The following is a 26,070-nucleotide window of genomic DNA, read 5'->3' on the forward strand; positions in this document are numbered from 1 at the left end:
TTCACCTCTGTTCTTCAGCAAGCCAGGTGCGGAGCAGATTTACGAATTCATCCGGCTTCTTCTTCGCCAGACTTTCCAGCTGCTTACGGACCTGACTTTCATTCGTCACGCTATCCATATTAATTGAAGGGAACTCGGTGGGAACCTGCAGCGGAATATCTTCTTCGACCTCTTCCTCCTGCTTGTTCTTGCGGCTGCGGTAGATCAGATAACCTCCGCCTGCACCGACCAGTAGAGCAGCCGCACCGATGGCCCAGATCATCCAGGTTGCCAGTCCGCCGGATGCGTTCTCGGCAGTAGCACCTCCAAATTGTTGCGAGAATACCGAAACTTTTTTGGTCAGGTCTGCGTCTGTATAAGTGATACCTGAATCTGCCAGGGACGCACGGACAATGTTGACCAGAATGTTCTGTATCGCTCCTGAAGTAGCCTCGTCCAAAGTTGTTTGTCCTGCAGGTGGTTCAACCGCGACATTTATGGTTAAATCTTTTACAGTATATGGACTTGCGATGATATCTTTAGTGATTCTAGTAACTTCATAGTTCCTTGTCTCCGATGATTCCTCAGAAGAAGAAGCACCTGTGTCAGCCCCCGCAGGATAACCTGCAACATCTTCAGATCCTGTACCTGCGACTCCTCCGGAAGTGTTCCCTTGGCCCGAGAATGTTTTGCTGATAATCTGCGAGCTGATCTCAATCCCCTTCATATTCTCAGCATCCACCGGTACTACAACATCTTCCTTTCTGTTCTCCTTATCGAAATTAAGCTTGGAGAACACCAGGACATCAACCTTATCGGGACCTGTGAGGGTACTCAGGAATTGCTTGACATCTTTCTTGACATCGTCTTCGAATTTCTTCTTGAGTGCGAAGTTCTCTTCAACCTGGCTGGAGATTCCCGCCTGGCCGCCCTTGGCCGTCGGTTTCAGTTCCACCTCGTTGTTGGTGATTGTAATGTTATCGATGGGAAGATTCGGGACAGCGGTCTTCACGAGATTGAAGTAGCCGTCAATATTCTCCTGGGAAGGTCTGAATCCCGGATTGAAGCTCATCACCACGGAAGCCTGCGCTTTCTCCTGATCCTCCTGTGAGGCGAATACCGTCTCCTTCGGCAGGGTAATGAGAACCTTGGCGTCTTTAATCCCCTGCATCCTTCTCATCAGCTGTTCAACTTCACCATTAAGCGCATTGTTGTATTTAACATTGAATTCACTGTCTGTAGTACCGATCATGGACGAGGATTCATTGAATACCTTGTACCCGATCGAGCCTTGCTGAACGATTCCCTGAGAACCAACAGCTATCTTGATACGTGCAGCGTCCGTACTGGGAACGGAGATACTTTTACCATCCGGGCTTAAACGGTAAGACACCCCTGATGTATCCAAATAACTCATAACTCCCGCTGAATCGGTACTGTCCAGGTCCTGAAAAGCAACCTCGTATTCCACCTTCGATAACTGCATGGTCGTAACTACGATTATTATAATGATAATAAACAGAGTGGAGAAAAACATTATCTTCTGTTTACCGCTGAATCTGTTCCAATACTGGGTTATCTTCTCCCGGTACTGGGCCAATCTTTCATTCACAGTGTCACCCCATCCGAAACGTAGCTAGGATTATTTAGATTTGAGTTCTCATAATTTCCTGATAGGCTTCAATCACTTTGTTCCGGACTTGTGTAGTCAGCTGCAAACTCAGCAATGCCTGTTGGGACGAAATCATAGCCTCATCAATGTTGACCTCTCCCAGTACAAATTTGTTACTCATGTCCTTCGCCTGCTGTTCCTGATCTGCTACCTGGTTAAGCGCATTCTCCAGGTATGAACCGAAGCTCTGTCCCGGCTCTTGCACGGCTGAGGATTCTGCAGCTACGGACTTCATAGCCAGCGGCTGAACCGCCTGGTTCCCGATCAATAAATTCTGTATCAATTCTTCTCCTCCTAGACAGTCAATTCATTCTACCGGCCGATTTCAAGCGCCTTGGTCACCATGGATTTGGATGCGTTCAGCATCGTTACATTCGCTTCGTAAGAACGCGAGGCAGACAGCATGTCCACCATTTCCTTGGTCACATCCACATTCGGCATATATACGTAACCGTCAGCGTCCGCATCAGGATGGCTCGGATTATACACCGGCTTGAGCGGAGAAGAATCCTCGATAATCGATTTCACCTTGACGCCATCATTGCCGCCGCTCATTTTGGAGCCTAGTATATTTGCGAAGCTGTCAGCCTGGGTAGTTTCCAGAACTGTGAGCTTACGGCGGTAAGGTACGGCTTTGCCGTCCACCACGGAGGCTCTTGTGGTCTCGGCGTTGGCGATATTGGAGGAGATCACATCCATCCGCAGACGCTGGGCGGTTAAAGCTGATGCGCTAATACCAAAGCTGCTGCCAAAGTTCATTATTGATTACCCTCCCTGTACAACTGTACGCATCATTGTGATCTGACTGTTCAGCTGTTCAACATAAGAGTTGTATCTCAGCTGGTTCTCGGCGCTCAGCGCCTGTTCTCGATCCATATCCACATTATTGCCGTTGTTATTCATAGATGTAGTCTCATCGGTACTGACCACAGCGGCCGGCATGCCGGTCACTGTCCCGAAGCGGAAATGACGGGAGTCTGATACTTTCGCACCCAGTGTGGCTTTAAGTCCACTCTCTTGATCTCTCAGGAAGCTCTCAAAGCTAACATCTGAACGTTTAAAATTTGGTGTATCATTATTTGCTACATTATTAGCCAGAACACTTTGTCGTTTGGTGGCGGCATCTAGGCCTCCTTGTAATCTTTGAAAACTGACACTGTTCAGCAAACCCATAGTAATCCCCCTTCCAAACCTATCATAATGAAAAGAATTCCACAACTTTGTTCAAATCCCTGCTTATTTTCGACAAATAAAGTCATTTTTTTCACAACATATTCGTCTTAAAGTCGAACCATGTCGATGAATGATTCTTATGTCAATCTCACATACATTGATTCTCTTAGAATTTGTATATTATTACAATAAGAAATAAGCCCTATCTTTTCAGAAAAGAGAGGGCTTAAAGCATGTTTTTACAATTATTTTCCTTTTATATTACATTTTCTTCTTTATTATAGATTTTTTTAACTTTTTATGCATGAATTTAGAATCAAATTTGTATAACCATAATTCGAATTACCTATATTGATGATTTTATAGCTCTGCCTTCTCACAGAATATATTGGCTTAAGTCGCGGTCCTGCGCGATTCCTGCCAGTTTTTCGCGAACATACTCCGGAGTGATGACCATAGTGTCGAGCGTCAGCTCAGGTGCCTCGAACGATAGATCCTCCAGCAGCTTTTCCAGGATCGTATGAAGACGCCGTGCCCCGATGTTCTCCATATTCTGATTCACGGAGGCCGCAATCTTGGCAATTTCCTGAATAGCTTCCTTCTGGAACTGGATTTCAATGTTCTCCGTCTGCAGCAAATGCACATATTGTTTCGTAAGTGCGTTCTCAGGCTCCGTAAGAATAGATACAAAGTCCTCAAGTGTTAGACTGCTCAGCTCTACACGGATCGGGAAGCGCCCCTGAAGCTCAGGGATCAGATCTGAAGGCTTGGCAATATGAAAAGCGCCTGCGGCGATGAACAGCACGTAGTCTGTCTTCACAGGCCCGTATTTGGTCATAACTGTCGATCCCTCGACGATAGGCAGAATGTCACGCTGCACGCCTTCGCGGGATACATCGGGACCGGAGCCCTTGCCCTGGCTGGCCACCTTATCGATCTCATCGATGAAAATAATCCCGGATTGCTCTGCGCGGGCTACCGACTCCTGAATCATGTCGTCTGTGTCAATCAGCTTGGCTGCTTCATCCTGAATCAGCACCTTGCGGGCTTCACGGATCGGCAGCTTGCGCTTCTTCGTACGCTTCGGCAGCAGGTTCCCGAACATCTCCTGCATGTTCATGCCCATCTGGTCATTGCCCTGCCCAGCGAACATATCCATCATCGAAGGCGTCGTGTCCTCGACATCAATCTCAATGACGTCATCCTCTAACTGGCCGGCAAGCAGCTTGAACTTGATCCCTCTGCGGCGTTCGCTCAGGCTTCCGTCCTCCGGCTCTTCCTTGGATTCCTCCGCCCCGCCGGTGTTTCCGCCAAAAATCATCTCAAACGGATTGCGCTGCGATTTCCCCTTCGAGGAGGAAGGGACCAGAATTGCCACAATCCGGTCATTCGCCAGCTCTTCTGCGCGGTCCTTCACCTTTTCGGTGCGCTCCAGCTTCACCATACGGATAGAGGTCTCTACCAGATCCCGGACCATCGACTCCACATCACGCCCCACGTACCCGACTTCCGTAAATTTGGTCGCTTCGACTTTGATAAACGGGGCGTTAACAAGCTTAGCCAGACGCCGGGCGATCTCTGTTTTACCTACACCGGTAGGGCCGATCATCAGGATATTCTTCGGCACAACCTCATCCCGCAGCTCCTCGGACAACAGACTGCGCCGATACCGGTTGCGGAGGGCAACGGCCACTGATTTCTTGGCCTGCTTTTGACCTACGATATATTTGTCAAGCTCTGTTACGATCTGGCGTGGCGTAAGCGATTGATTCACCATTGTGACTTCCTCCCTTTATATATGGCACCTTGCCTATAACTCTTCGACAATAATATTGGAATTGGTATATACACAGATCTCGGAGGCAATTTGCAGCGCTTCTCTGGCAATGTCACCGGCACCCAGATGGGAGGCATGACGCTTGAGCGCCCGCCCGGAAGCCAGCGCAAAGTTACCGCCGGAGCCGATCGCCAGTACATCATCATCAGGCTCGATAATTTCACCATTGCCGGAGATCAGCAGCATGCCTTCCTTATCCATTACGATCATGAGCGCTTCCAGCTTGCGCAGAATGCGGTCCTGGCGCCAATCCTTGGCCAGCTCCACCGCTGCCCGCTGCAGATTGCCGTGGTGCTCCTCAAGCTTCCCCTCGAACTTCTCGAACAGCGTAATCGCATCAGCTACAGAGCCTGCAAACCCGGCAATGACCTGACCTCTGTACAGGCGGCGGACCTTCTTGGCCGTCGTCTTCATAATGACACTCTCTCCGAATGTAACCTGGCCGTCACCGGCAATCGCCGCATGGCCGTTATGTCTTACCGCACAAATCGTAGTTGCATGAAAGCTGGGTAACATGATGAGCACCCTCCTCAGATTAGGTAATACAGGTCTGAACCTATTGTGCCGGTTGTGCAGGACTATCCGCTTCTGCCGGATCAGCATCCACCGGCTCCGGCTCAGCATACTTCAATTCATGGGCTGCAGCATAAGCAGCAAGGCTGTCAAGCGCCCGGTAAGCCAGACGTTCGTTCTTTTCTTTTTTGCTGCGGAACCGTGTCTCAAGCTTCGGCAGCAGGCCAAAGTTGGCATTCATCGGCTGGAAGTGTTCAGGATCTGCCGAAGTAATATAGGCGGGCATGCTGCCCAGCACCGTGTCCTCGGGGAAGATCAGGCTCTCTTCGCCAAGCGCTGCTCTCGCTGCATTCATACCGGCGATCATACCGGAAGCCGCAGATTCTACATACCCTTCCACCCCGGTCATCTGGCCGGCAAAATACAGTCTCTCCCGGCCCTTCATCTGGTAAGTGGGCTGCAGCAGCTTAGGGGAATTTATAAAGGTATTGCGATGCATGACCCCATAACGCACATATTCCGCCTGCTCCAGGCCAGGAATGAGTGAGAATACCCGTTTTTGCTCGCCCCACTTCAGATGGGTCTGGAAGCCGACCAGATTATACAGCGTACCGGCAGCATTATCCTGGCGCAGTTGCACAACCGCGTAAGGGAGCTTGCCTGTATGAGGATTGAGCAGTCCTACAGGCTTCATAGGGCCGAACAATGCCGTCTGCTTGCCGCGTCTCATCATAATTTCAATCGGCATACAGCCTTCAAAGTAAATCTCTTTCTCAAAATCTTTGAGTGCAGCCGTCTCGGCCGAGATCAGCGCATCATAAAAAATATCGAATTCCTCTTCCGTCATCGGACAGTTCAGATAGGCGGCTTCGCCTTTATCATAGCGGGAGGCCAGATAGACCTTGCTCATATCGATGCTGTCTTTCTCTACAATCGGAGCCGCTGCATCATAGAAATAAAAATACTCTTCGCCAAGCAGTCCCTTGATCTCCGAGGACAGGGAGGGTGAAGTCAGCGGCCCGGTGGCAATAACAACAATCCCTTCCTCCGGTATATGCGTAAGTTCTTCGTTTATGACTTCCACCAAAGGGTGGTTATGCAGCATGGAGGTGATTTCACCGGAGAATCCGTCCCGGTCCACAGCAAGAGCGCCTCCCGCCGGAACGGCATGCCTGTCGGCTGCACCCAGTACCAGAGAACCCAGACGCCGCATTTCTTCCTTAAGTACACCCACTGCATTTCCGAGGCCATTCGCCCGCAGTGAGTTGCTGCAGACCAGCTCGGCGAACTGATCTGTATGATGCGCCGGTGTCTTTACGACCGGACGCATCTCATACAATCTGACCGGAACTCCGCGCGAAGCGATCTGCCAGGCGGCTTCACTTCCGGCCAGACCTGCTCCGATAACGGTTACTTGTGCTTTTTCTGTCAATTTCCGTTCCTCCTGTGACCCTATTATTCTGCTAACTCATCGCTCTCGATTACAGCCTCTGTATGATCGCATGAGGTGCACTGCAGCTTGGTTCCCTGCTTGTTGCGCTTCTCGATCATCCAGGAGCCGCAAGCCGGACACGGCTTCACTGACGGCTTATCCCAGGAGACAAAGTCACAGCCCGGATATTGGTCGCAGCCGTAGAAGACACGCCCCTTCTTGCTGCGCCGCTCCACTACCTTGCCTTCATGGCATTTCGGACAGCTTACACCGATATCCTTAATGATCGGCTTGGTGTTGCGGCATTCCGGAAATCCGGAGCAGGCCAGGAATTTGCCGAACCGGCCCAGCTTATAGACCATCGGCTTGCCGCATTTCTCACACAGCTCATCGGAGACCTCATCTTCAATCTCGATTTCCTTCATTTCTTCTTCCGCATATAGGAGTCTTTTCTCAAAGGATTCATAGAACTCGGCCAGTACCTTCACCCAATCCTCCGCGCCTTCCTCCACATGGTCAAGGTCCCCTTCCATATGGGCGGTGAATTCCACATTGAGAATTTCCGGGAAGAACTCTTCCATTTGCTCTATGATTAGCTCTCCAAGCTCTGTCGGCATGAACTTCTTCTCTTCAATCGCCACATACCCGCGCTTCTGGATCGTCTCCAGGGTCGGCGCATACGTACTTGGACGGCCTATGCCCAGTTCCTCAAGCGTCTTGACGAGACGGGCTTCTGTATATCTTGGCGGCGGCTGGGTGAAATGCTGCTTCGGCTCAATCTCTCGCTTCACCAACTCATCGCCTGCCTTCAGCGGCGGCAGGAACTTCTCTTCGTCTGTTGTGCCGTCATCATTGCCTTCCACATACACCTTCATGAAGCCCGGGAACGAGACCTTGGACCCTACCGCTCTGAATATCGCTGTACCGGCTGTAATATCTACCGATAACGTATCCAGCAGCGCGGAAGACATCTGACTGGACACAAAACGCTCCCATACGAGCTTATACAGCCGGAATTGATCACGGCTCATGAATTCCTTGACCGTATCCGGCTCACGCAGCGCAGAGGTCGGACGGATCGCTTCATGCGCATCCTGGGCGCCCGCAGCCTTCTTGGAATATTGACGCGGTGTCTCGGGAATGAACTTCTCACCGTATTTGGATTGGATCAGCTCCTTGGCTTCATCCTGTGCGGTAGTGGATATACGCGTGGAATCTGTACGCATATAAGTGATTAACCCGACAGTGCCTTCCTTGCCCAGCTCCACTCCCTCATAGAGCTGCTGTGCAACAGACATCGTCTTGGAGGCGCGGAAGCCCAGCTTACGGGCAGCCTCCTGCTGCAGGGAGCTTGTTGTGAACGGAGCGGATGGATGCCGCTGTCTCTCCTTCTCTTTCACTTCTTTGACCTGGAAGGCCGCGTTCTTAATCGCTTCCAGCACTTCCTGCACATCACTCTCTTGACCCAATTCCTTCTTCTCGCCGTTCAGCCGGTGGAACTTGGCTTCGAATTCAGAATCCCGAATCGCTAGCCGGGCAGTAATGCTCCAGTATTCTGTAGGAATGAATTCAGAAATTTCATTCTCCCGGTCCATAACAATCTTGACCGCTACCGATTGTACCCGTCCGGCGGAGAGGCCTTTTTTGACTTTCTTCCATAATAGTGGGCTAATCTTGTAACCGACAAGCCGGTCCAGAATCCGCCGCGCCTGCTGGGCGTTCACCAGATCCATATTAATTTTGCGCGGTGTCTTGAAGGCATCCTTTACCGCCTGCTTGGTAATTTCATTGAAGACCACGCGGCATTCCTGTGTGTTATCCAAATTCAGCGCATTTGCCAAATGCCAGGCAATAGCTTCCCCTTCGCGGTCCGGGTCAGCTGCGAGATAGACTTTTTTCACTTTTTTGCTGGCATCCTTAAGTTCCTTCAAGATAGAGCCCTTGCCGCGGATCGTTATATATTTGGGATTAAACTGATTCTCCACATCCACACCGATCTGGCTTTTTGGCAAATCTATGATATGCCCCATTGATGCCTTAACAATATATTTGCTGCCCAGATATTTACCAATCGTTTTCGCTTTTGATGGTGATTCTACAATAACCAACGCATCTGCCATAGGTTTTCCTCCCAAAAGTTCGTAAGCAGATCACCTCCTGAACCAGTCCTAGGACCCGGCTGCACCAGGAAGTCTATGCTTACCACAGTTACTTCTATATTAAATTACCTTATAAATTGCACCCGGTAATTGTGTTACCGCTTTTTTTATGATTAAAGATAACAGAACTGAATGCAAATGTCCAAAATCCCACCTCGTTGACGTGAGCAGCTCATCGAGTGTAAACGGGCCTTGATGCAGTATATGGTAAAGGTGCAGCTCCTCACTTGTCAATTTCTTTTCCATCAGATCGGCTGGACTCTCCCGCTCTACTGCGCCTGCTGAAGCTGATGCAGCCCCCTTGGAAGGCAGGCTGGAGACGTATTCTTCCACAATATCTGAGGCACAGGTGACCAGCTTCGCACCTTGCTTAATCAGCTCCAGTGCCCCTCTGCTCTTGGGAGAGGTCAGCGGCCCCGGCACGGCAAACACATCCCGGCCTGCTTCAAGCGCAGCATCGGCGGTGATCAGGGACCCGCTGCGGCTGTCTGCCTCCACCACCAGTGTTCCCAGCGACAAGCCAGCGATAATCCGGTTGCGCTGCGGGAATAATCCGGGATGACTCGGAGTTCCGATAGGATATTCGCTAAGAACCAGCCCTTCCCGCGAAATCTGCCGCTCCAGCTCACGGTTATCCGGAGGATAGACCTTGTCCAAGCCGGTTGCCACCACCGCAATGGTCCCTCCTGCTCCGCCTAACGCCGCTTCATGACAGACACTGTCAATCCCCCTCGCCAGGCCGCTTACAACCGTGAGACCGGCTGCACTTAGCTGTCCCGCCAGCATCTCCCCCACCCTGCGCCCATAAGCGGTAGGCACCCGGGTCCCCACCATAGCAACAGAGGGACGGGAAGCCAACTCCAGACGGCCACGATAGTACAATACCCAAGGCGGCTGAGGGGTTTCCCTCAGCTGTACTGGGTAGTGATCATCCAGAATAGTGACCATCGCTACACCGCTTTCTTCCATTAAAGAGCGGCGCTTCAGCACCCATGCTTCATTGAAGTCTGCCGCCAGCCGGGCGGATATTACACCGCTGATTCCAGCCCGTTCCCACTCCTCAGCAGAACAGGAGAAGACAGCATTCGTCAAAAGACCTGCCCGGCGGATCTTGTCGATACTTTTCCAGCCAATCCCTTCCATCTCATGCAGACCGAACAACAGCTCCCGAATTTCCATATGTATTCTCTCCCGTGCGGAAGGGCCAGCCTTCCTTATTGTCTTAAACCGAATTGACTTAAACCAAAAAAAAGCAACCTTTCATCCGCGTCATCCGGGACAAAAGGTTGCTTACCTTCAACATTCATTATACCTGCTTCGGCAGGAAAAGCTGTGACAAAACAACCCCACAAAGTGGAGATTTAGCTTCGATGATAACTCAGGTACTTTGCGGGGACCCCAAAACATTTCGAACTAGCGTAAGAAACGCTCTAGTGGGTCGTGAAGGCATTCAGGATGCCGCGTTCCTCAAGCACGCTGACAAGAGTAGAGCCCATTTCAGCAGGTGTTGGAGCTACCTTAATGCCGCAGGACTCCAGCACAGCGATCTTCTCGCTCGCCGTCCCTTTACCGCCTGAAATGATTGCTCCCGCATGGCCCATCCGTTTGCCTGGAGGTGCCGTAACCCCGCCGATGAAGCCCACTACCGGCTTGGTCATGTTCTCTTTGATCCACAGTGCAGCTTCTTCCTCCGCCGTCCCGCCGATCTCACCGATCATAATGACAGCCTTGGTGCCCGGATCTTCATTGAAAAGCTTCAGGATGTCGATAAACTCCGAGCCCTTCACCGGGTCGCCCCCGATGCCTACCGCTGAGGATTGGCCGATTCCGCGCTCCGTCAGCTGATGTACGGCCTCATAGGTCAAGGTTCCGCTTCGGGAGACTACACCGACATACCCCGGCTTATGAATATAACCCGGCATAATGCCGATTTTGCATTCTCCAGGTGTGATGACACCCGGACAGTTGGGACCGATCAGCACCGTGGAGCGGCCCTCCATGTATCTGGACACTTTGACCATATCCAGCACCGGAATGCCTTCTGTGATACAAATGACCAGGTCCATCTCCGCATCCACCGCTTCCATAATCGAATCTGCGGCAAAAGCAGGCGGTACGTAAATGACACTTGCAGTTGCACCAGTGGCTGCTTTGGCGGCAACAACCGTGTCGAAGACAGGCAGACTTTTCTCCGTGCCGTTGTCCAGGGTAATCTGAACCGTAGTCCCCCCCTTGCCCGGAGTTACACCGCCAACCATCTGAGTACCGTAGTCCAGCGCACCTTTTGTATGAAATAAACCCGTAGCGCCGGTAATTCCCTGGGTAATGACTTTCGTATTTTTATCTACAAGAATGCTCATGCGATAGGTCACATCCTCACTTTTATTGTCGAATATTACACAAGAGCAACGATTTTGCGGGCACCGTCCGCCATGGAATCAGCAGCAACGATATTCAGTCCGGAGCCGGCGAGAATCTCCTTGCCCAGTGCCACATTCGTGCCCTCAAGACGTACGACCAGCGGCTTGGTTAAGCCAAGCTGTCTTGCCGCTTCGACTACACCGGTAGCGATGACATCACAACGCATAATGCCGCCAAAAATATTAACAAAGATACCGTTCACCTTGTCATCGGACAGGATGATTTTGAAAGCTTCCGTTACCTTCTCAGTCGTCGCACCGCCCCCTACATCCAGGAAGTTGGCCGGTTCGCCGCCATAATATTTAATGATATCCATAGTCGCCATTGCCAGGCCCGCCCCGTTCACCATACAGCCGATGTTGCCGTCAAGTGCGATGTAGCTAAGGTCGAATTTGGACGCTTCGATTTCTTTGGCATCCTCTTCGTCCAGATCACGCAGCTCCAGGATATCCTTGTGGCGGAACAAACTGTTGGAATCGAAGTTAAGCTTGGCATCAAGCGCCATCACATTACCGTCTGCAGTAACGACCAGCGGGTTGATCTCTGCAATTGAGCAATCTTTATCCACAAAAGCCAGATATAGCGCTTGCATGAACTTGACCGCTTTGTTCACCAATTCGGGAGGAATGGCAATGCTGTAAGCCAGTTTACGCGCCTGGAAGGTCTGAAGCCCAACCGCCGGATCAACGATTTCCTTGAAAATCTTCTCGGGATGTGTAGCTGCCACCTCTTCAATCTCCGTACCGCCCTCCTCGGATGCCATCATGACGACCCGTCCGGAAGCGCGGTCCACAACCAGACCGATATAATATTCTTTGACAATCTGACAGCCCTCTTCAATCAGCAGCCGCTTTACTACCTTGCCTTCGGGTCCCGTCTGATGGGTCACCAGTGTCTTGCCGAGGATCTCGGACGCATACGCGCGAACCTCATCACTGTTCTTCGCCACCTTGACGCCGCCGGCTTTGCCGCGTCCGCCAGCATGAATCTGCGCTTTGACTACAACCACAGGTGTACCCAGCGCTGCGGCAGCTTCTACGGCTTCGTCCACTGTATAAGCAACTTTTCCGTTCGGTACGGCTACGCCATACTTCTTAAGTACTTCTTTTCCCTGATACTCGTGGATATTCATTCCGGAAGCCTCCTAAAGTGTTGCGGTGACCTGTGCAGGCAGCCTGCGGTCATTCCGCATTCCGTTTTGATTGTCCAAAGCCGGGGCCAGACCGGTTGTTAACCGGCAATATCCCGGTACAAGCAGAGCGCCGGCACCTGAAGCATACGCTGCAACCGGTACAGTTCTCTGCAAGTAGCATATAGAACCTATCACAATAGTGATATCTATAATTACCTATATGCCAGAATGTGAAACCCAGAATATTGTAACATGTTTTATAAGCGCTTTCCTTAAAAACTTTCACTATTTATACATACATTTTCGCTCGGTTTCATGCCGGAATGCGAACGATTGCATTGACATTCATGCGTAAAACGGCTTAACCGCCCTTATTCAGGACGGTGAAACCTATACTCTTATATGGGAGCGAGACTACGATTTCGAATTGCTAACGTTAGCTTCATGCACCCGGTTCAGGAGATTTTTGAACTGTCCCAGCAAATCTATGAACTCTACCGGAGAGAGCATCGTGCCTTCTGCCATTTTGCCGGGAATGCCCATAGCATCCTGCCGTAGCGCCAAGCCTTGGGGTGTTAATGAAATCAGCACCTTCCGCTCATCCTGCAAAGAACGTTCACGCAAAATTAGTCCTGCAGCCTGCAGCCGCTTGAGCAGCGGAGTCAGCGTGCCTGAATCGAGGAACAAAGCTTCTCCCAGCTCCTTGACTGTACATTGCTGTCTCTCCCACAGGACCAGCATAACCAGATACTGCGAATACGTTAATCCGATCTTATCCAGATGAGGCTGGTATAGCTTCGTAAATTCACGCGAACAGGCATAAATCGTAAAGCAGAGCTGGTTCTCCAGCATAAGCTCAGGGGTTGTAGTGGATTCTTTTTGCATTTCTTCTTCACCTGCCTTTGTGACATTAGTTTATCACAATTCATCCATAATATCATGTTAATAGCGGAAAATAGATTGACTTTTATTTTAATTGTGTTAAATTAAGTTGTGTACAATACAATTTAAAAACGAACGGGAGCGATTTAATATGATGACCATCCAACAGAAAATGTACGAAACAACAGTAAAAGCCGTAGGCGGCAGACAGGGTTCTATCGAATCCGACAGCCCTAAGTTGAATCTTGCGATCAGCACACCACGCGAAATGGGCGGCGCCGGCGGTGAAGGCACGAATCCTGAGCAGCTGTTCGCAGCCGGATATTCCGCTTGCTTCGACAGCGCTCTGAATATGGTTGCACGTATGGGCAAGGTAAAGATCGAAGGCTCTGAAGTAACGGCTACTGTCAGCTTCGGCAAAGTGGAAGACGGCGGCTTCGGCATTGCCGTGAAGATGGATGTTCTGGTCAAGGGTGTTGACCGTGAGACCGCTGAACGGCTGGTACAAGAAGCTCATGGCGCATGCCCTTACTCCCGTGCTACCCGTGGTAACATCGAAGTAGAATTGAACGTGCTGTAAGAATAGCTTCACAAGTGGAAACGGCATTGCCGTCCTTTTAAAGGACGATACCGTTTCAGCATGCCCTCCCCTGCCCGGCGGCCCCGGACGGGGGTTTTGGCGTATCAGGCTTCCTCCTCCACCATGACCTGCCTGTCCAGATTGCGGTATTGGACCGCTTCGGCCAGATGCGCAGCGCCAATCTCCTCCGCCGCTTCCAGATCGGCTATCGTGCGGGCCAGCTTAATAATCCGGTCATGCGCCCGCATGCTGAGCCCGAGACTCTCGAGAATACTGTCCAGCAGCATCTCCTCTTCCGGCCGCAGTGCAGCATAACGGCGAAGCGCCGCCCCGGACAGCTCGCTGTTCCAGGAGATCGGCAGGATGCTATACCGCTCCGCCTGAATCGCCTGAGCCCGCAGAACCTGAGAGCACATCTGTGCCGTCGAGACCGGAGGTACACTCCTGTCGCCTTCTCTTGGATGCGGCACATCAACCTGCATATCCATCCGGTCCAGCAGCGGGCCCGAGATTTTGCGCCGGTACTGGGCGATTTTGGCCGGACTGCAGCTGCACCGCTGATGCGTGTTGCCACTACCAAGAAATCCGCACATGCAGGGATTCATGGAGCAAGCGAGCAGGAACTGGGCAGGGAAGGTGAAGGATGCCCGCGCCCGGCTGATGGTGACAACCCCATCCTCCAGCGGCTGGCGGAGCACTTCAAGCACAGTCCGGGAGAACTCGGGCAGCTCGTCCAGGAAGAGAATACCTCGGTGTGCGAGACTAACCTCCCCCGGCTTCGGAATTCCGCCCCCGCCGATCAATCCGGCTGCCGAGATGGTATGATGCGGTGAACGAAACGGGCGGTCACGCAGCAACCCGCTCCCTCCGTCCCTAAGCTTCCCGGCAGCACTGAATATCTTCATCACCTCAAGCGATTCTTGATCGTTAAGATCGGGAAGAATTCCGGGTAACCGCTTAATCAGCATAGTCTTCCCCGTACCTGGAGGGCCGATCAGAATAATATTGTGCATTCCCGCTGCCGCAATCGTAAGGGCACGCTTCACATGATTCTGGCCGATAACATCGCTGTAATCTTCATTCATCGGCTGCTTCACCGCAAGCTGGGAGGGAATATTCTCCGCTGGCTCAGAATGGTATCTCAAATGGTCCAGGGACAACGCCAGAACGGGCGGACGCTTCCTTGAGGACGCTTCAGCACTCACAGATACCGATACCGGAAACGGCAAATCAGCCTGCGGCAAGGGCAAGTCTGATCCGGCTGCTTCAGACTGTTCAATCGGATTCGGCGGGGGAAGCTGACCGGGCTGAGGCAGCTCCCGCAAATGCCCGGCAGTGTACACCTTCATTCCCGCAATCAACGCAGCTTCAGCCGCATTGCCGGGCGGTACCAGAACAGCATGAATCCCGGCTTGCCGCGCAGCCTGGGCCATGGATAATACCCCATTTACCGGCCGCAGACTTCCGTCGAGCGCAAGCTCACCAATCAGCAGCATCTGCCCGGCTTCCGGCATAACAAGCTGGCCGCTGGTCGTCAGTATCCCCAGGGCAATCGCCAGATCAAACGCCGAGCCCTCCTTACGCAGGTCCGCCGGGGCCAGATTAATCGTCACCCGCTGTTGGGGATAGCTGTAACCGCAATTCTTGACGGCGGACCGTACCCGCTCCACCGCTTCCCTGACTGCCGAATCCGGCAGGCCGATAATATGGGTCTGCGGCAAGCCGTTAGCCAGATCCACCTCTACTCCGATCATTACACCTTCAATACCATACAGGCATGCGCTATGCATTTTTCCGTACACAAATAAGCACCTCTTCTCCAGAAATACACCCGCAACGGGCGTTCGTTTCCAGGAAAAAAGGTGCTTCCTCTTTTTCCGTAAGCTCAATTACACTCAGTATACCTAAAACCCTACACAACATGCAAGGTTATTGCGTATATAGTGCTGCACAAAAATCAGCTTTTAATCGTCTTGCATAAATATGCAACTATGACCAAAGAATCATTTTATTCAGCCTTCTTCACTGGCTACCACCGAATTCCTTATCTGTTCAAAGGACAGCGGGGTGTAATTCCAGTGCTCCACACAAATATTAAAGTGATGATTGCCCTCATATTTCTGTCCATGAATATGACCGTGCACATTCACGTAAGGCATATGCTTGTTCATATACATCGGCTCATGCGAGAGCAGAAAAAACTCCTTGTATATCAGCGGATACTCACTGACCTCATCAAATCCGGCTTCCAGCCACCAGCCCCGTCCGCGTCCACGGTCATGATTGCCAAGAATCAGTATTTTGTACCCGTTCAAGGCAGACACAATGCTACGGGTATCCTCTTGATTCCTGAAAGAAAAGTCCCCCAGATGAAAAATCGTGTCCTCCTCTCTTACGACTGCATTCCAGTTCGCAACCATCACCTTGTCCATCTCTTCCGCACTGGCAAAAGGCCGCGATTCAAAATCAATGATAAGCTTGTGGCCAAAATGATGATCTGAGGTAAAAAATTCGTTGGACAAGATCGCTCCCCGCTTTCGCTAAGTGCTGGATTGCTTATTCATTCCACTTCCGTTTGGCTCCGCGCCGGTTCACATCCATTTGTATTAATTCCGCCACCGGCGGAGCTTCCTCGTGTTCGATCAGCCATTTGCGCATTTCCTTAATGGCCTCCACTTGCCCGTTACCCTTGTCGCGCCAGGTCAGCAGCTCAATCACATTGATGACCAGTGACAAGAGGCTGCTGTTGCTGTCTTGGGTTTTCTCAGCACGCATCTTGTGGAATAACGCTTCATTCTCCCAGTCAATCAATATCTCTTCCGCTATTGCAGGCCGCATAACGGTAAATGTCTTATTACAATTACTGCAGCATACAACGGATAAGGGCTCTGCGCCAAGTTCCGCTACTATATTATGCTCACAATTTTGGCAAGTAAAGCTTACCTGTATATTCATTGATTGATTCCTCATTCCGGCAGCCCTCCTCATGGTGGCATTAAAAGTTACACTAATGTTTACCCACTTCTTTTGAGAAATGACCCATGAAGTCCGGCATCTGTCAAGGATAATTGTTAAATTTTACCCGGTTTTTGCAAAACAGAGACAGCTAAAAGACTTCCCGGAGATGCCGCAGGGAGGCGATGCTTAAATCCGGCTGAAGCTGTACAGCAATCACATCAAAAGCAATTGCAGCCGGCTGCAGTCCCTGCATGTGCAGGTAGACCCGGGCTGTCTCTCTCACCTGACGGATTTTGCGTGCATCGACCGACTCCTCCGCAGTGCCCTGCACGGCTGAGCCGCTCCGGCTGCGCACCTCAATGAAGACCAGAGCGCCTTCATACTCCGCGATAATATCCAGCTCTCCGCTACGGCAGCGCCAGTTATAATCCCGGATGAGGTAGCCCCGCGAAGTCAGATACATTCGGGCCGCCTGCTCGGCAGCAGCGCCTTTCTCCTGACGGGTGTAGGTTCTGCCGTCTCCGTTATGGCTCACTTCTGTCTCCGTTCACCAGCTGTCCGGTCACTCTGGTATACATAGCTGAGAATCTCAGCCACCAGCTGATAGAGCTGAGGCGGAATCTGCTGGTCCAGATCCAGCTTCGACAGCACCTCTACCAGCGCCGCATCCTCCTGCACCGCTACTCCGTTTTCCTTTGCCTTTTGCAGGATGATGTCCGCTACCGAGCCTTGCCCCTTAGCGACAACCACCGGCGCATCGCTCTGGCCCGGAATATATTTGAGCGCCACTGCCTTCTTGAGATTCTGCGGAACCTTCTGCTCAGACTCACTCATATGCGGTAATCTACTCCTTTGTACTCCTGCGGAGCATAATCGGATGGCTTCACCGCAGCAGCGGCCACGCTCCGTTCCGGCAATGCTTCCGTACGCAGGCTGGACAATTGATAGCCTATGCCTTCGACCGCCGCCTTCATCTCCTCGCGGCGGCCCTCCAGCAGCTCCAGTACCCAAGGTTCATCGTTATGCAGCTTCAGGCTGACGATGCGGTCGACCACCTGCACATCGACCATCGTCTGGCCGAGCTGCTTCATGTCCAGATCGAACCACAAGCGGCAATTCGCCGCGTCGAGCTCCCCTTTGCTGCCGCGCCGCGACTGGATCTGGACAGAGGCCGTCTCCCGGCCATCCGGACCGTGCAGCGGCAGGAACATCGTCACCTGCGCGAACGGCGCGGTGCGGTCTGTATTCAGCAGCAGCTGCTGGCCTGTAAGCTGCTGCACCAGCTGGCCCGCGGCTTCCTTCACCGCGGGCGGGGCCTCGCTGCTGCCCAGTACCTGCAGCAGCACGCCCTTGAGCGTACCGGCGGCATCTTCTGCGCCGCCGGACGCTGCCTGCGCGGCGGCGGTGTGCGCCCCGCCGCCGCGCAGGATCTGCTGCTCGTGCTCCGCACCGAGCAGCTTCAAGATCCGCCCCACCCAGGGGTCTGTCCCCTGGGTGGCGGCGGGTTCCCCTGCGGCTGCGCAGCCGCAGGGGTTGCACTGCCGCCCGCCGCGCCGGAGGCGGGCGGCGCTTCGGCGAGCTGCGGCAGAGTGCCGCGCAGCTCGGAGAGCACGCCCTGCAGCTTCGCGAGCAGGGCCGGCCCCGCAGCGCTCTGCGCCTGCGCGGCAACGCCCGCGCCCTCACGCACTCCAGCTGCGTTCCCCGCACCTTCACGCGTTCCTGCTGCGTTCCCCGCGCCCTCACGCACTCCAGCTGCGTTCCCCGCACCTTCACGCGTTCCTGCTGCGTTCCCCGCGCCCTCACGCACTCCAGCTGCGTTCCCCGCTCCTTCACGCGTTCCTGCTGCGTTCCCTGCGCCCTCACGCACCCCAGCTGCGATTCCCGCACCTTCACGCGTTCCTGCCGCGTTCCCTGCGCTTTCTCGCACTCCAGCTGCGATTCCCGCACCTTCGCGCGCCCCTGCCGCGTTCCCTGCGCTTTCTCGCACTCCAGCTGCGTTCCCTGCACCCTCACGCGCTGCTGCCGCGTTCCCTGCGCTTTCTCGCACTCCAGCTGCGTTCCCCGCTACTTCACGCACCGCTGCCGCGTTCCCTGCGCTTTCTCGCACTCCAGCTGCGTTCCCCACACCCTCACGCACTCCAGCCGCAATTCCCGCACCATCACGCGCTCCTGCCGCGTTCCCCGCTCCTTCGCCACGCGTTCCCGCTACAGCACCCGATCCAGCCGTATTCCCAGAACCTTCTCGCGCTCCAACCGCATTCCCGCTTCCTGCCGGCTCCGCATCTCCCGTTGGTACTAACGCAGCTTGTCCATTGGCACTGCCAGCAGCCTGCGAAGTGCCCGCATTACCGGTTACTCCTGCCTGAGTATTCACCCCGGCAGCTCCTCCCGGAAGAGCACCGGCTGCTGGAGTATTACCAGCCAGACCGGCATTTGCTCCACCTGCCAGCAGCCCACCCGCAGGTCTGCTATTCCCCGCAGCTTGACCTGATCCGTCGCCGTCTTCCCCTTGCTGCACCCAGACGTTCAGCGCAGTCTCCAGCTTCGCCAGCAGATCATGCAGCTTCGGTCCGAATACAGCCTGCTGCAGCCCCTTCACCGTCTCAGCCGTTACAGGCAAACCGCGCTTCACTGATATTACAGCCGCCTCCAGCCACTCTGAGGCAGGGACACCGGGAGGTTTGGCATTCATGACTGCGTCCAGCTTCGCTGCAGTCTCCTTGGTGAAGGCCAGCCCTCCGGCCTGCATCGCTTGAACAATCTCCCGTCCCGCCTTGGAATTGGCAAGTCCAAGCGACTCCAGTGCCTCGCCCATACTCTGCGGCGAGACCATAGCCGCCTCCCCCAGAGAGACCGGCTTAAGCACCGGCAAGCCGCCTTCTCCTGGTGCACCCACCTGCAGGTTCAGCGTCTGACCGGCTGCCAGCGGTGTTTCCAGTTCAGCCCGTACCGGCGTTCCCTGAATCTGTACCACAGCTTCTTTTCCGGAATCGGATACGCTTAGCACAACGCCGCGAACAACCTGACCTTCCTTAAGCTCTACAGATTTGGCCTCCCCCGCCTTGCTGTCGCCAAGCAAACCGCGAACCAGTGATCCGATGTTCATGTTGTCCGCCTCCCTTCTTTCTATTTATATCGGTATTTCGCCTTCATTTGTGATTATCGGGATGATACGCCAAGTGGAAACTGCTATGCCATCCTTTTAGAGGACGGCACCGTTTCAGCGAGAAATAGAAGGATAATGTAGACGTGAAACCATACATTCTTATATTTTTAGAATAAAGACAACTGTTCCTGCTCGGCAAGAATATTGCCGATGAAGCTGCGCCGGTGCATCGGAGTTACACCCAGTGCCTTGATCTGTTCACGGTGCAGCTTGGTAGCATATCCTTTATGTACTTTGATCCCGTAATCCGGGTATAATTCCTCCCACAAGCCCTCACAGAGCCGGTCACGTGTCACCTTGGCTACAATGGAGGCGGCAGCAATCGACTGGCTGTTGGCATCCCCTTTAATGATGGCACGCTGCGGCAAGGGCAGGTCCACCTTCTCCGCATCAATCAGCATATAGTCCGGCTGCTGGCTTAATCCTTCTACCGCCAGGCGCATCGCCAGACGCGAAGCCTGCTTAATATTAATTTCATCGATCACCGCCGCCTCCACATGCCCTAAGCTTACCGCCAGCGCCTGCTCCATAATGGTCTCATACAGAGCATCCCGCTTTTTGGCCGTCAGCTTCTTGGAATCATCCACACCCTCAATAATCAGCCCCGCCGGCAAAATTACCGCTGCGGCCACCACATCTCCGAACAAACAGCCCCGCCCCACTTCATCCACACCTGCGATGTGACGGAAGGATTGTTCCCAGCCTTCTTTTTCATACCCAAGCATATCGATCTCACTCACTGTCTCTCCACCTGCCCATTAAAATTAAAGTAAGCTACATCTATGATCTTCCTACGAATATATGACAGAATTCGAATTCCATAAGAACTTCGAACTTGCACTCATTTCCATCCAATCCCAGTCTCAGAATCTTAAAATTCTGCACTGAATACAACAATCCCTTCATTAATACTGCGCAAATCCAAAAAAGTTGTATGAATAACAGCATTTCTCTTCCCTCAAGCTGACTAAACGAGGACATTCCTGCATTTCATACAACACATCTGCTACGCCGCCCCATTCCCCGCCTACACGCAAAAAAAGAGCCACCCCACTTTCACGGATGGCTCTTCCATTCCATACAGTATTCTACTATTCAGGTGTCTCCAGCGTGAAACGTCCAAGCTTCCCTGCACGAAGCTCATGCAGCAGCGCGCGTGAAGCCTTCTCCAGATCCACTCGGCCGCCGCTCATCAGACAACCGCGCTTACGACCGACTGCTTCCATAACGGCCACGATTTCGTCCGGGTTCTCTAAGTCCTCCGGCAGCTTACTGATATCGAAGCGTTCCTGGAACCGGCTTCCGTAATCCTTCACCAGATACTTCACCGCATAATAAGCGATATCCTCAATATTCAGGATTTCTTCCTTAATGGCCCCGGTTACTGCCAGCTTATAGCCTACCGTCTGGTCCTCGAATTTCGGCCAGAGAATCCCTGGCGTATCCAGTAGTTCCAGACTGCCGCCGGTCTTAATCCATTGCTGGCCCTTGGTAACCCCCGGACGGTCACCGGTAATCGCAATATTTTTTCCAGCCATCCGGTTAATGAGAGTCGATTTGCCTACGTTGGGAATGCCCACAATCAGTGCCCGCATCGCACGCGGATTCATACCCTTGGCAATTTGCCGGTCGATCTTATCCTTCAGCAGCAGCTTCACCTGCTCCGGAATTTCTTTAATCCCGGTGCCAGTTGAAGCATCTACCGGATAGGCAACATGACCCTGCGCCTTGAAGTAAGCCAGCCACTTGCGTGTAGCTTCCGGATCGGCCAGATCCGCTTTGTTCAGAATAATCAGCCTTGGCTTGTCCCGCAAAATATCGTCAATCATCGGATTGCGGCTCGAGATCGGCAGACGGGAATCAAGCAGTTCTATTGCAACATCAATTAGCTTCAGCTTATCCTCGATTTGCCGTCTAGCCCTCGTCATATGACCAGGAAACCATTGAATGGCCAATGCCGTCACCTCCTTTGACTTCTGTCAGCTTAAAATAATTAATGATTTATCAATGAGATATTCTTCACCGGCCAGAAAATAAGGTCTGCACGGCCGACAATATCCCCCAGCGGCACATAACCGATCATCCGGCTGTCCGTACTGTCAGAGCGGTTATCCCCCATTACGAACACATGGCCTTCCGGCACCTTGTTGTCCGTAAACTGCTCATTCGGGAAGTTCTTATTGTTGTACAAGATGTTGTTATTATGCGCATCATCAATCGCGCTCTGGATATACGTCTCGTTCACAGGCTCTCCGTTAACTGTAACGACATCCCCTTCAACTGTGACTGTATCGCCTGCCACACCAATGACACGTTTAATGAAATCCCGGCCCTCAGAGGGCACATGGAACACAATGACTTCCCCGCGCTCCGGCTTGCGGATATCGTAGAGAATTTCATTAACAATCACACGTTCTCCGGTATGGAAGTTAGGCTTCATGGAAGGGCCGTCTACGATAAACGGTTTGAACAAAAGCCAGCGTATTAGAATAACCAGAACCAATGCAATCGCTATCGCTTTAATCCATTCCAGGACTTCATTCTTTGGCTTCCGGGGGCTCTGGCCGTTAGAATCAATCACTTCGCCTTGCCCTTGCTGCAAATCCTGCTGCATAGTTCACCGTCCTCTCCATCAGTTGTTATCTCCACTATACAATACAAAAAAGCTCCTGCCAAAAACTCCCCCGCGATTACTCCTTCAGGAGGCCTTTTCGGAGAAGCTGTTCCTAAGGCACATATGTCTAAAAACCCCACAAAGTGATGCTTTAACTTCGTGCTTACTCAGGTACTTTGCGGGGATCCACAATTCTTTAATCACAAGAAATAAACGAAAGGGGCTTGAATTCAAGCCCCTTTCCTTTGTCACTATTCTAGCGACGAATTTCTTTAATTCTTGCAGCTTTACCGCGCAGGTCACGAAGATAATACAGCTTCGCACGACGCACTTTACCACGGCGAGCCACTTCGATTTTCTCGAGTTTAGGGGAGTTGACTGGGAATGTTCTTTCCACACCAACACCATAAGAGATTTTACGAACCGTAAAAGTCTCACCGATACCGCCGCCGCGACGTTTAATTACAACGCCTTCGAACAGCTGGATACGCTCACGAGTTCCTTCGATAACTTTTACATGCACCTTCAAAGTGTCACCCGGGCGAAAACTCGGGATATCTTTACGAAGTTGCTCTTGTGTAATTGCTTGTAGGATATTCATTAAGGACTTCCTCCTTCCGTACAGGTGTTCTTGCCTCTTCCGGAGAGCCGTTGCTCTCCCTCATTATCCGCAGAGGACCACCGTATTCCACACAACAGAAGTAATTTTATCATAAAAGACAGGCTCATGCAACATATATTTATTCTTTAAAGCGGCAGCATATCCCGTTTCTTCGCCTTCACCTTACAATCCTTGCAGAGTCCGACCACACTTCCGTCATCCTGGGCATAAAAAATCAGCTTACCGTTCTTCTTCTTACAGGAGGAGCACTGCTGCTCCGCAGCATTCTGCTTGGCCTTACGGTGCCCTTCCATAGAAATCACATTACTGGCCTTCCCTTGCTTCGGCGTTTCAGACTGTTCTTGGCTTATCCGGCTGCGGTACACGGTATAGACAACTGCACCCACCAACACAACGATCAGGAATGCTGCATACTGCATTTGGCTCATCCGCCCCTCTGACTTGTTCAGTCCAAATAGTAAACAGACCGTCTCCTGGGTCTGCTTCCGTGCCGGCCCTCCAGCTGTCACATTTCATTCTTCCGGTCCTTCATCTAACGACAGTGTACCATAATGCCTCTCTAAAATGTAGTAGCTAAGCTTCCTGGACTATAGTCCAGTAGAACAACCCGCCGCCAGGCTGTTATCCAGTGTTTTCCCATAATATATAATACTGAGTATACATAAGCAAATAATCATGCCTTTAGGAGGGCCTATATAATGAAGAAACATCACAGTACAGCAATTATTGCAGCCATGGCCGTGTTTTCTATTGCACTTACCGGCTGCCGGGAGCTTCCCGGCAAGGAAGCGGCAGATAACCAACTGGAGCAGACGATCTCCGGCAGCTTCAAGCAGGAGGCGGCAGAAGCCGTGAAGCAGAGTCTCAGCGATGCCAGTGCTGCTGTCGGTGACGCCATCCAGAACACAGCAGGTATGATTAAAGAGCAAATGAACACCAATGGAATCAGCCGGGAGTTCTCCACCTCCCTGCCTATTGCTTCGGCTTCCGTTCTTAAGCTGGATAATGCAGTGGGGGAAGTCGCAGTAGTGCCCGCTTCAGGTGACGAGATTACTGTCCAGGCCACCGTCATTGTCCATGAGCAGACTGGCCACAAGCTGGTATCCGGTGTGCTGGATCATACTGAAATTTCTATTGAACATAAAGGAGACGCTCTAATCGTCTCTGCTCATGGTGAAGGCAATTCGAAGAGGGATCTCTGGGAATGGGCGCAGCATGAGTATGGGGATTCCAACTTCAGCATTAATTATGTAATCGGGATTCCAGAGACCGTTGACCGGTTTGAGATTGATAATAATGTAGGCACCGTCCTGCTCCGCGGGCTTGAGGGAACTTTTGAGATTAACAGCAATGTCGGCAGCATCATCCTTCAAGACACCATATTCACAGGCAAGTCCAGTGTGGAGTCAAATACGGGAAGTATTGAGCTTGGGGTATCCGGCATGACAAAGGGCAGCAGTCTCAAGGCCAAGAGCGATATTGGAAGAATCTCCGCCGATCTGTCAGCATCAACCGCATGTACGGTCAAAGCCCGCAGTGAGCTCGGCCACATCTCCGGCGCCGACAACGGTACACCCAAGGATTATAACGGCGGCGGTCCGCTGGTATCGTTAACCACGCAGATCGGAGCCATATCTGTTAATTAGATCATCCTATAGTGACGCAAAAAGTGGGCCTTCCTGACTTCCAGGAGCCCACTTTTTGTGTTGATCAGACTATCGTCAGATTAACGCAATTGCCAGAAGCGTGAACAGGCTTAAGGTCAGGATCTGGCTGCCGTAGCCATAGTATCCGCCATAATAGTTACCTGCACCGCCCGGATAGAAGGCCGAAGTTTGCATTCTGCCATTGCCCTTTGTTTTCAGATACACATTATTCCGGTCCACATCCACAATAATTCCTTCATGGCGTTTGCCGTCAGTAGTCATAATGCGTACACGCTTATCCTTGCAATGGAGACAATTATAATAAGCTTCCATCTGCTGTTTCCTCCTTAATCGTGGTTCTGTATCTTATGAGGGGAGGGATAAGCCGGTAACGGCTATCGTCACGCAGCAATTGTCTATATGTAAAATAGTTGTGAAATGAAGAACTTGTGAACATTGTGTATCAATTTTGTGTAAAAAGGGGTAATATTAAAGTAACAAAATCAATTAAACGCTTACGGTTGTGAACAATCTTCTACAATCCAAAAGGAGGCAGGAATCATGAGTACAGCAGGCAGACGTTTTATTAATGAAGGAGTACTGCGGATCGCCTGGTTTATCATTTTCGCTTCGCTCACCTACACGGTGCGCAATTATACTTGGGCCATTGTATTACTTCTGGTTGTTGCCTTGTATTCACTGGTCACGGGAGTTATCATGCTTACCCGCCGGGATGGAGACAGGGGCAGGTTTTAGCTTAACCGCACACATGGGCCTTATCACCTAAATAAAAACACTTCCTACAGAGCGTGATGCGCTGACGGAAGTGTTTTTTTGCGTTACACGAAAACGGGAAAATCGGAGTAACAGGATTTGAACCTGCGACCTCACCCACCCCAAGGGTGCGCGCTACCAGGCTGCGCTATACCCCGACATTGCAAATCAATCCATTACTTCATACTTACGTTTGCCGCATCCCTACGATTAACATACGTTCATCTAATGCATAATATGCCGGTAAGCGGTTACTTACTGATATACTATAAATATACCTCACTAGTTCAGCAGTTTCAAATAGAGTTCACTATTTTTATTGAGTTCACTATTTTTTTCATATCCCATTAAAATTTAATGGATTTTCCGTAAAGGCTGTGCTATACTCTTGGCACAAGGAAAGGAGGTGCGTTCACATCAAGCATGACATGCTGAACGTATCCCTTACCCGGACCAACGGCTGAATGATTAAGTCTTGGTGGCGCGGGATACGGATCAAAGTTACAAACT

Annotated in this window: 28 protein-coding genes and 1 tRNA gene; 3 read left to right on the top strand and 26 right to left on the bottom strand. The window is 51.9% G+C overall.

The annotated features are described in order from the left end of the window. Position 1: 1 nt before the first annotated feature. The 12 genes from fliF to MKY86_RS17485 form a co-directional block, all read right to left on the bottom strand. Positions 2-1,591, bottom strand: a complete 1,590-nt coding sequence (gene fliF / locus MKY86_RS17430) for a flagellar basal-body MS-ring/collar protein FliF (RefSeq protein ID WP_036724657.1) — start codon at positions 1,589-1,591, stop codon at positions 2-4. Positions 1,592-1,625: 34 nt separating this feature from the next. Then, on the bottom strand, positions 1,626-1,934 hold the full coding sequence (gene fliE, locus MKY86_RS17435; protein ID WP_036724654.1) for a flagellar hook-basal body complex protein FliE: 309 nt from the start codon (positions 1,932-1,934) through the stop codon (positions 1,626-1,628). A 29-nt stretch (positions 1,935-1,963) separates the two neighbouring features. Then, positions 1,964-2,410 carry a flagellar basal body rod protein FlgC gene (gene flgC, locus MKY86_RS17440; protein ID WP_036692480.1) on the bottom strand — a complete coding sequence of 149 codons (447 nt, stop codon included), beginning with the start codon at positions 2,408-2,410 and terminating at the stop codon, positions 1,964-1,966. A 6-nt stretch (positions 2,411-2,416) separates the two neighbouring features. After that, positions 2,417-2,824 carry a flagellar basal body rod protein FlgB gene (gene flgB, locus MKY86_RS17445; protein ID WP_036724652.1) on the bottom strand — a complete coding sequence of 136 codons (408 nt, stop codon included), beginning with the start codon at positions 2,822-2,824 and terminating at the stop codon, positions 2,417-2,419. A gap of 376 nt (positions 2,825-3,200) precedes the next feature. Further along, positions 3,201-4,601, bottom strand: coding sequence for an ATP-dependent protease ATPase subunit HslU (gene hslU / locus MKY86_RS17450; RefSeq protein WP_076078606.1), 1,401 nt, complete (start codon positions 4,599-4,601; stop codon positions 3,201-3,203). A gap of 33 nt (positions 4,602-4,634) precedes the next feature. Continuing rightward, complete coding sequence (gene hslV, locus MKY86_RS17455) at positions 4,635-5,177, bottom strand: ATP-dependent protease subunit HslV (protein ID WP_036724650.1); 543 nt, start codon at positions 5,175-5,177, stop codon at positions 4,635-4,637. A gap of 40 nt (positions 5,178-5,217) precedes the next feature. Then, the gene (gene trmFO / locus MKY86_RS17460; RefSeq protein ID WP_036724649.1) at positions 5,218-6,606 is read right to left on the bottom strand and encodes an FADH(2)-oxidizing methylenetetrahydrofolate--tRNA-(uracil(54)-C(5))-methyltransferase TrmFO; all 1,389 of its coding nucleotides are present in this window, start codon (positions 6,604-6,606) and stop codon (positions 5,218-5,220) included. Between the two features lie 23 nt (positions 6,607-6,629). After that, complete coding sequence (gene topA / locus MKY86_RS17465) at positions 6,630-8,726, bottom strand: type I DNA topoisomerase (protein WP_036724648.1); 2,097 nt, start codon at positions 8,724-8,726, stop codon at positions 6,630-6,632. A gap of 99 nt (positions 8,727-8,825) precedes the next feature. Then, entirely contained in the window at positions 8,826-9,944 is a 1,119-nt protein-coding gene (dprA, locus tag MKY86_RS17470) for a DNA-processing protein DprA (protein ID WP_076078605.1), read from the bottom strand. A 251-nt stretch (positions 9,945-10,195) separates the two neighbouring features. Then, a complete protein-coding gene (sucD, locus tag MKY86_RS17475) occupies positions 10,196-11,125 on the bottom strand; it encodes a succinate--CoA ligase subunit alpha (RefSeq protein ID WP_036692470.1) in 930 nt (309 codons plus the stop codon). A gap of 35 nt (positions 11,126-11,160) precedes the next feature. Continuing rightward, positions 11,161-12,318 carry an ADP-forming succinate--CoA ligase subunit beta gene (sucC, locus tag MKY86_RS17480; RefSeq protein ID WP_036724647.1) on the bottom strand — a complete coding sequence of 386 codons (1,158 nt, stop codon included), beginning with the start codon at positions 12,316-12,318 and terminating at the stop codon, positions 11,161-11,163. Positions 12,319-12,732: 414 nt separating this feature from the next. Further along, the gene (locus MKY86_RS17485) at positions 12,733-13,203 is read right to left on the bottom strand and encodes a MarR family winged helix-turn-helix transcriptional regulator (RefSeq protein WP_036724645.1); all 471 of its coding nucleotides are present in this window, start codon (positions 13,201-13,203) and stop codon (positions 12,733-12,735) included. Between the two features lie 148 nt (positions 13,204-13,351). Here MKY86_RS17485 and MKY86_RS17490 point away from each other — a divergent pair, with 148 nt between their 5' ends. After that, positions 13,352-13,780, top strand: a complete 429-nt coding sequence (locus MKY86_RS17490; RefSeq protein WP_076078603.1) for an organic hydroperoxide resistance protein — start codon at positions 13,352-13,354, stop codon at positions 13,778-13,780. Between the two features lie 104 nt (positions 13,781-13,884). On the opposite strand, the gene MKY86_RS17495 is transcribed toward MKY86_RS17490, so the two are convergent. From MKY86_RS17495 to MKY86_RS17550, 12 genes are all read right to left on the bottom strand, one after another. Next, positions 13,885-15,582, bottom strand: coding sequence for a YifB family Mg chelatase-like AAA ATPase (locus tag MKY86_RS17495; RefSeq protein ID WP_076078602.1), 1,698 nt, complete (start codon positions 15,580-15,582; stop codon positions 13,885-13,887). A gap of 210 nt (positions 15,583-15,792) precedes the next feature. Beyond that, positions 15,793-16,302, bottom strand: a complete 510-nt coding sequence (locus MKY86_RS17500) for a metallophosphoesterase (protein WP_076078600.1) — start codon at positions 16,300-16,302, stop codon at positions 15,793-15,795. A 34-nt stretch (positions 16,303-16,336) separates the two neighbouring features. Continuing rightward, a complete protein-coding gene (locus MKY86_RS17505; RefSeq protein ID WP_083677976.1) occupies positions 16,337-16,618 on the bottom strand; it encodes a hypothetical protein in 282 nt (93 codons plus the stop codon). A gap of 268 nt (positions 16,619-16,886) precedes the next feature. Then, on the bottom strand, positions 16,887-17,273 hold the full coding sequence (locus tag MKY86_RS17510) for a YraN family protein (protein WP_036724640.1): 387 nt from the start codon (positions 17,271-17,273) through the stop codon (positions 16,887-16,889). Continuing rightward, positions 17,270-17,572, bottom strand: coding sequence for an EscU/YscU/HrcU family type III secretion system export apparatus switch protein (locus MKY86_RS17515; protein WP_036724639.1), 303 nt, complete (start codon positions 17,570-17,572; stop codon positions 17,270-17,272). The genes MKY86_RS17510 and MKY86_RS17515 overlap by 4 nt, the downstream gene beginning before the upstream one ends. Then, a complete protein-coding gene (locus MKY86_RS17520; protein ID WP_340827277.1) occupies positions 17,569-18,201 on the bottom strand; it encodes a hypothetical protein in 633 nt (210 codons plus the stop codon). Before MKY86_RS17520 ends, MKY86_RS17515 begins: the two co-directional genes overlap by 4 nt. Then, positions 18,198-19,844: a hypothetical protein gene (locus tag MKY86_RS17525; protein ID WP_340827279.1), complete on the bottom strand. Its 1,647-nt coding sequence runs from the start codon at positions 19,842-19,844 to the stop codon at positions 18,198-18,200. The genes MKY86_RS17520 and MKY86_RS17525 overlap by 4 nt, the downstream gene beginning before the upstream one ends. 167 nt (positions 19,845-20,011) lie before the next feature. Next, positions 20,012-20,629, bottom strand: a complete 618-nt coding sequence (locus tag MKY86_RS17530; protein WP_081751445.1) for a ribonuclease HII — start codon at positions 20,627-20,629, stop codon at positions 20,012-20,014. A 366-nt stretch (positions 20,630-20,995) separates the two neighbouring features. Continuing rightward, positions 20,996-21,859, bottom strand: coding sequence for a ribosome biogenesis GTPase YlqF (gene ylqF, locus MKY86_RS17535; protein ID WP_036733575.1), 864 nt, complete (start codon positions 21,857-21,859; stop codon positions 20,996-20,998). A gap of 38 nt (positions 21,860-21,897) precedes the next feature. Continuing rightward, complete coding sequence (gene lepB / locus MKY86_RS17540; RefSeq protein WP_036733573.1) at positions 21,898-22,518, bottom strand: signal peptidase I; 621 nt, start codon at positions 22,516-22,518, stop codon at positions 21,898-21,900. A 256-nt stretch (positions 22,519-22,774) separates the two neighbouring features. Beyond that, positions 22,775-23,119 (bottom strand): 50S ribosomal protein L19, encoded by a 345-nt coding sequence (rplS, locus tag MKY86_RS17545; RefSeq protein WP_036701215.1) that lies wholly within the window; start codon positions 23,117-23,119, stop codon positions 22,775-22,777. Between the two features lie 146 nt (positions 23,120-23,265). Then, entirely contained in the window at positions 23,266-23,649 is a 384-nt protein-coding gene (locus MKY86_RS17550) for a hypothetical protein (protein WP_143803687.1), read from the bottom strand. A 189-nt stretch (positions 23,650-23,838) separates the two neighbouring features. Here MKY86_RS17550 and MKY86_RS17555 point away from each other — a divergent pair, with 189 nt between their 5' ends. After that, complete coding sequence (locus tag MKY86_RS17555; RefSeq protein ID WP_076078594.1) at positions 23,839-24,786, top strand: hypothetical protein; 948 nt, start codon at positions 23,839-23,841, stop codon at positions 24,784-24,786. A 75-nt stretch (positions 24,787-24,861) separates the two neighbouring features. Here the strand turns inward: MKY86_RS17555 and MKY86_RS17560 are convergent, their stop codons facing one another. Further along, positions 24,862-25,119 carry a hypothetical protein gene (locus MKY86_RS17560; protein WP_076078592.1) on the bottom strand — a complete coding sequence of 86 codons (258 nt, stop codon included), beginning with the start codon at positions 25,117-25,119 and terminating at the stop codon, positions 24,862-24,864. 228 nt (positions 25,120-25,347) lie between these two features. Between MKY86_RS17560 and MKY86_RS17565 the strand changes: the two genes are divergently transcribed. Then, positions 25,348-25,542, top strand: a complete 195-nt coding sequence (locus MKY86_RS17565; protein ID WP_076078591.1) for a hypothetical protein — start codon at positions 25,348-25,350, stop codon at positions 25,540-25,542. A gap of 102 nt (positions 25,543-25,644) precedes the next feature. Here the strand turns inward: MKY86_RS17565 and MKY86_RS17570 are convergent. Next, a tRNA-Pro gene (locus tag MKY86_RS17570) sits at positions 25,645-25,718 on the bottom strand. Between the last annotated feature and the right edge of the window lie 352 nt (positions 25,719-26,070).

Source organism: Paenibacillus sp. FSL R7-0333 (genome assembly GCF_038000365.1).
Lineage (GTDB): Bacteria > Bacillota > Bacilli > Paenibacillales > Paenibacillaceae > Paenibacillus_AQ > Paenibacillus_AQ silagei.

Bases quoted from the DNA above. Each gene is read 5' to 3' on its own strand.
- flgC (WP_036692480.1), bottom strand. From the start codon at position 2,410: ATGAACTTTGGCAGCAGCTTTGGTATTAGCGCATCAGCTTTAACCGCC.
- flgB (WP_036724652.1), bottom strand. From the start codon at position 2,824: ATGGGTTTGCTGAACAGTGTCAGTTTTCAAAGATTACAAGGAGGCCTA.
- hslU (WP_076078606.1), bottom strand. From the start codon at position 4,601: ATGGTGAATCAATCGCTTACGCCACGCCAGATCGTAACAGAGCTTGAC.
- hslV (WP_036724650.1), bottom strand. From the start codon at position 5,177: ATGTTACCCAGCTTTCATGCAACTACGATTTGTGCGGTAAGACATAAC.
- topA (WP_036724648.1), bottom strand. From the start codon at position 8,726: ATGGCAGATGCGTTGGTTATTGTAGAATCACCATCAAAAGCGAAAACG.
- dprA (WP_076078605.1), bottom strand. From the start codon at position 9,944: ATGGAAATTCGGGAGCTGTTGTTCGGTCTGCATGAGATGGAAGGGATT.
- sucD (WP_036692470.1), bottom strand. From the start codon at position 11,125: ATGAGCATTCTTGTAGATAAAAATACGAAAGTCATTACCCAGGGAATT.
- sucC (WP_036724647.1), bottom strand. From the start codon at position 12,318: ATGAATATCCACGAGTATCAGGGAAAAGAAGTACTTAAGAAGTATGGC.
- MKY86_RS17485 (WP_036724645.1), bottom strand. From the start codon at position 13,203: ATGCAAAAAGAATCCACTACAACCCCTGAGCTTATGCTGGAGAACCAG.
- MKY86_RS17490 (WP_076078603.1), top strand. From the start codon at position 13,352: ATGATGACCATCCAACAGAAAATGTACGAAACAACAGTAAAAGCCGTA.
- MKY86_RS17505 (WP_083677976.1), bottom strand. From the start codon at position 16,618: ATGCGGCCTGCAATAGCGGAAGAGATATTGATTGACTGGGAGAATGAA.
- MKY86_RS17515 (WP_036724639.1), bottom strand. From the start codon at position 17,572: ATGAGTGAGTCTGAGCAGAAGGTTCCGCAGAATCTCAAGAAGGCAGTG.
- MKY86_RS17525 (WP_340827279.1), bottom strand. From the start codon at position 19,844: ATGAACATCGGATCACTGGTTCGCGGTTTGCTTGGCGACAGCAAGGCG.
- MKY86_RS17530 (WP_081751445.1), bottom strand. From the start codon at position 20,629: ATGCTTGGGTATGAAAAAGAAGGCTGGGAACAATCCTTCCGTCACATC.
- lepB (WP_036733573.1), bottom strand. From the start codon at position 22,518: ATGCAGCAGGATTTGCAGCAAGGGCAAGGCGAAGTGATTGATTCTAAC.
- rplS (WP_036701215.1), bottom strand. From the start codon at position 23,119: ATGAATATCCTACAAGCAATTACACAAGAGCAACTTCGTAAAGATATC.
- MKY86_RS17555 (WP_076078594.1), top strand. From the start codon at position 23,839: ATGAAGAAACATCACAGTACAGCAATTATTGCAGCCATGGCCGTGTTT.
- MKY86_RS17560 (WP_076078592.1), bottom strand. From the start codon at position 25,119: ATGGAAGCTTATTATAATTGTCTCCATTGCAAGGATAAGCGTGTACGC.
- MKY86_RS17565 (WP_076078591.1), top strand. From the start codon at position 25,348: ATGAGTACAGCAGGCAGACGTTTTATTAATGAAGGAGTACTGCGGATC.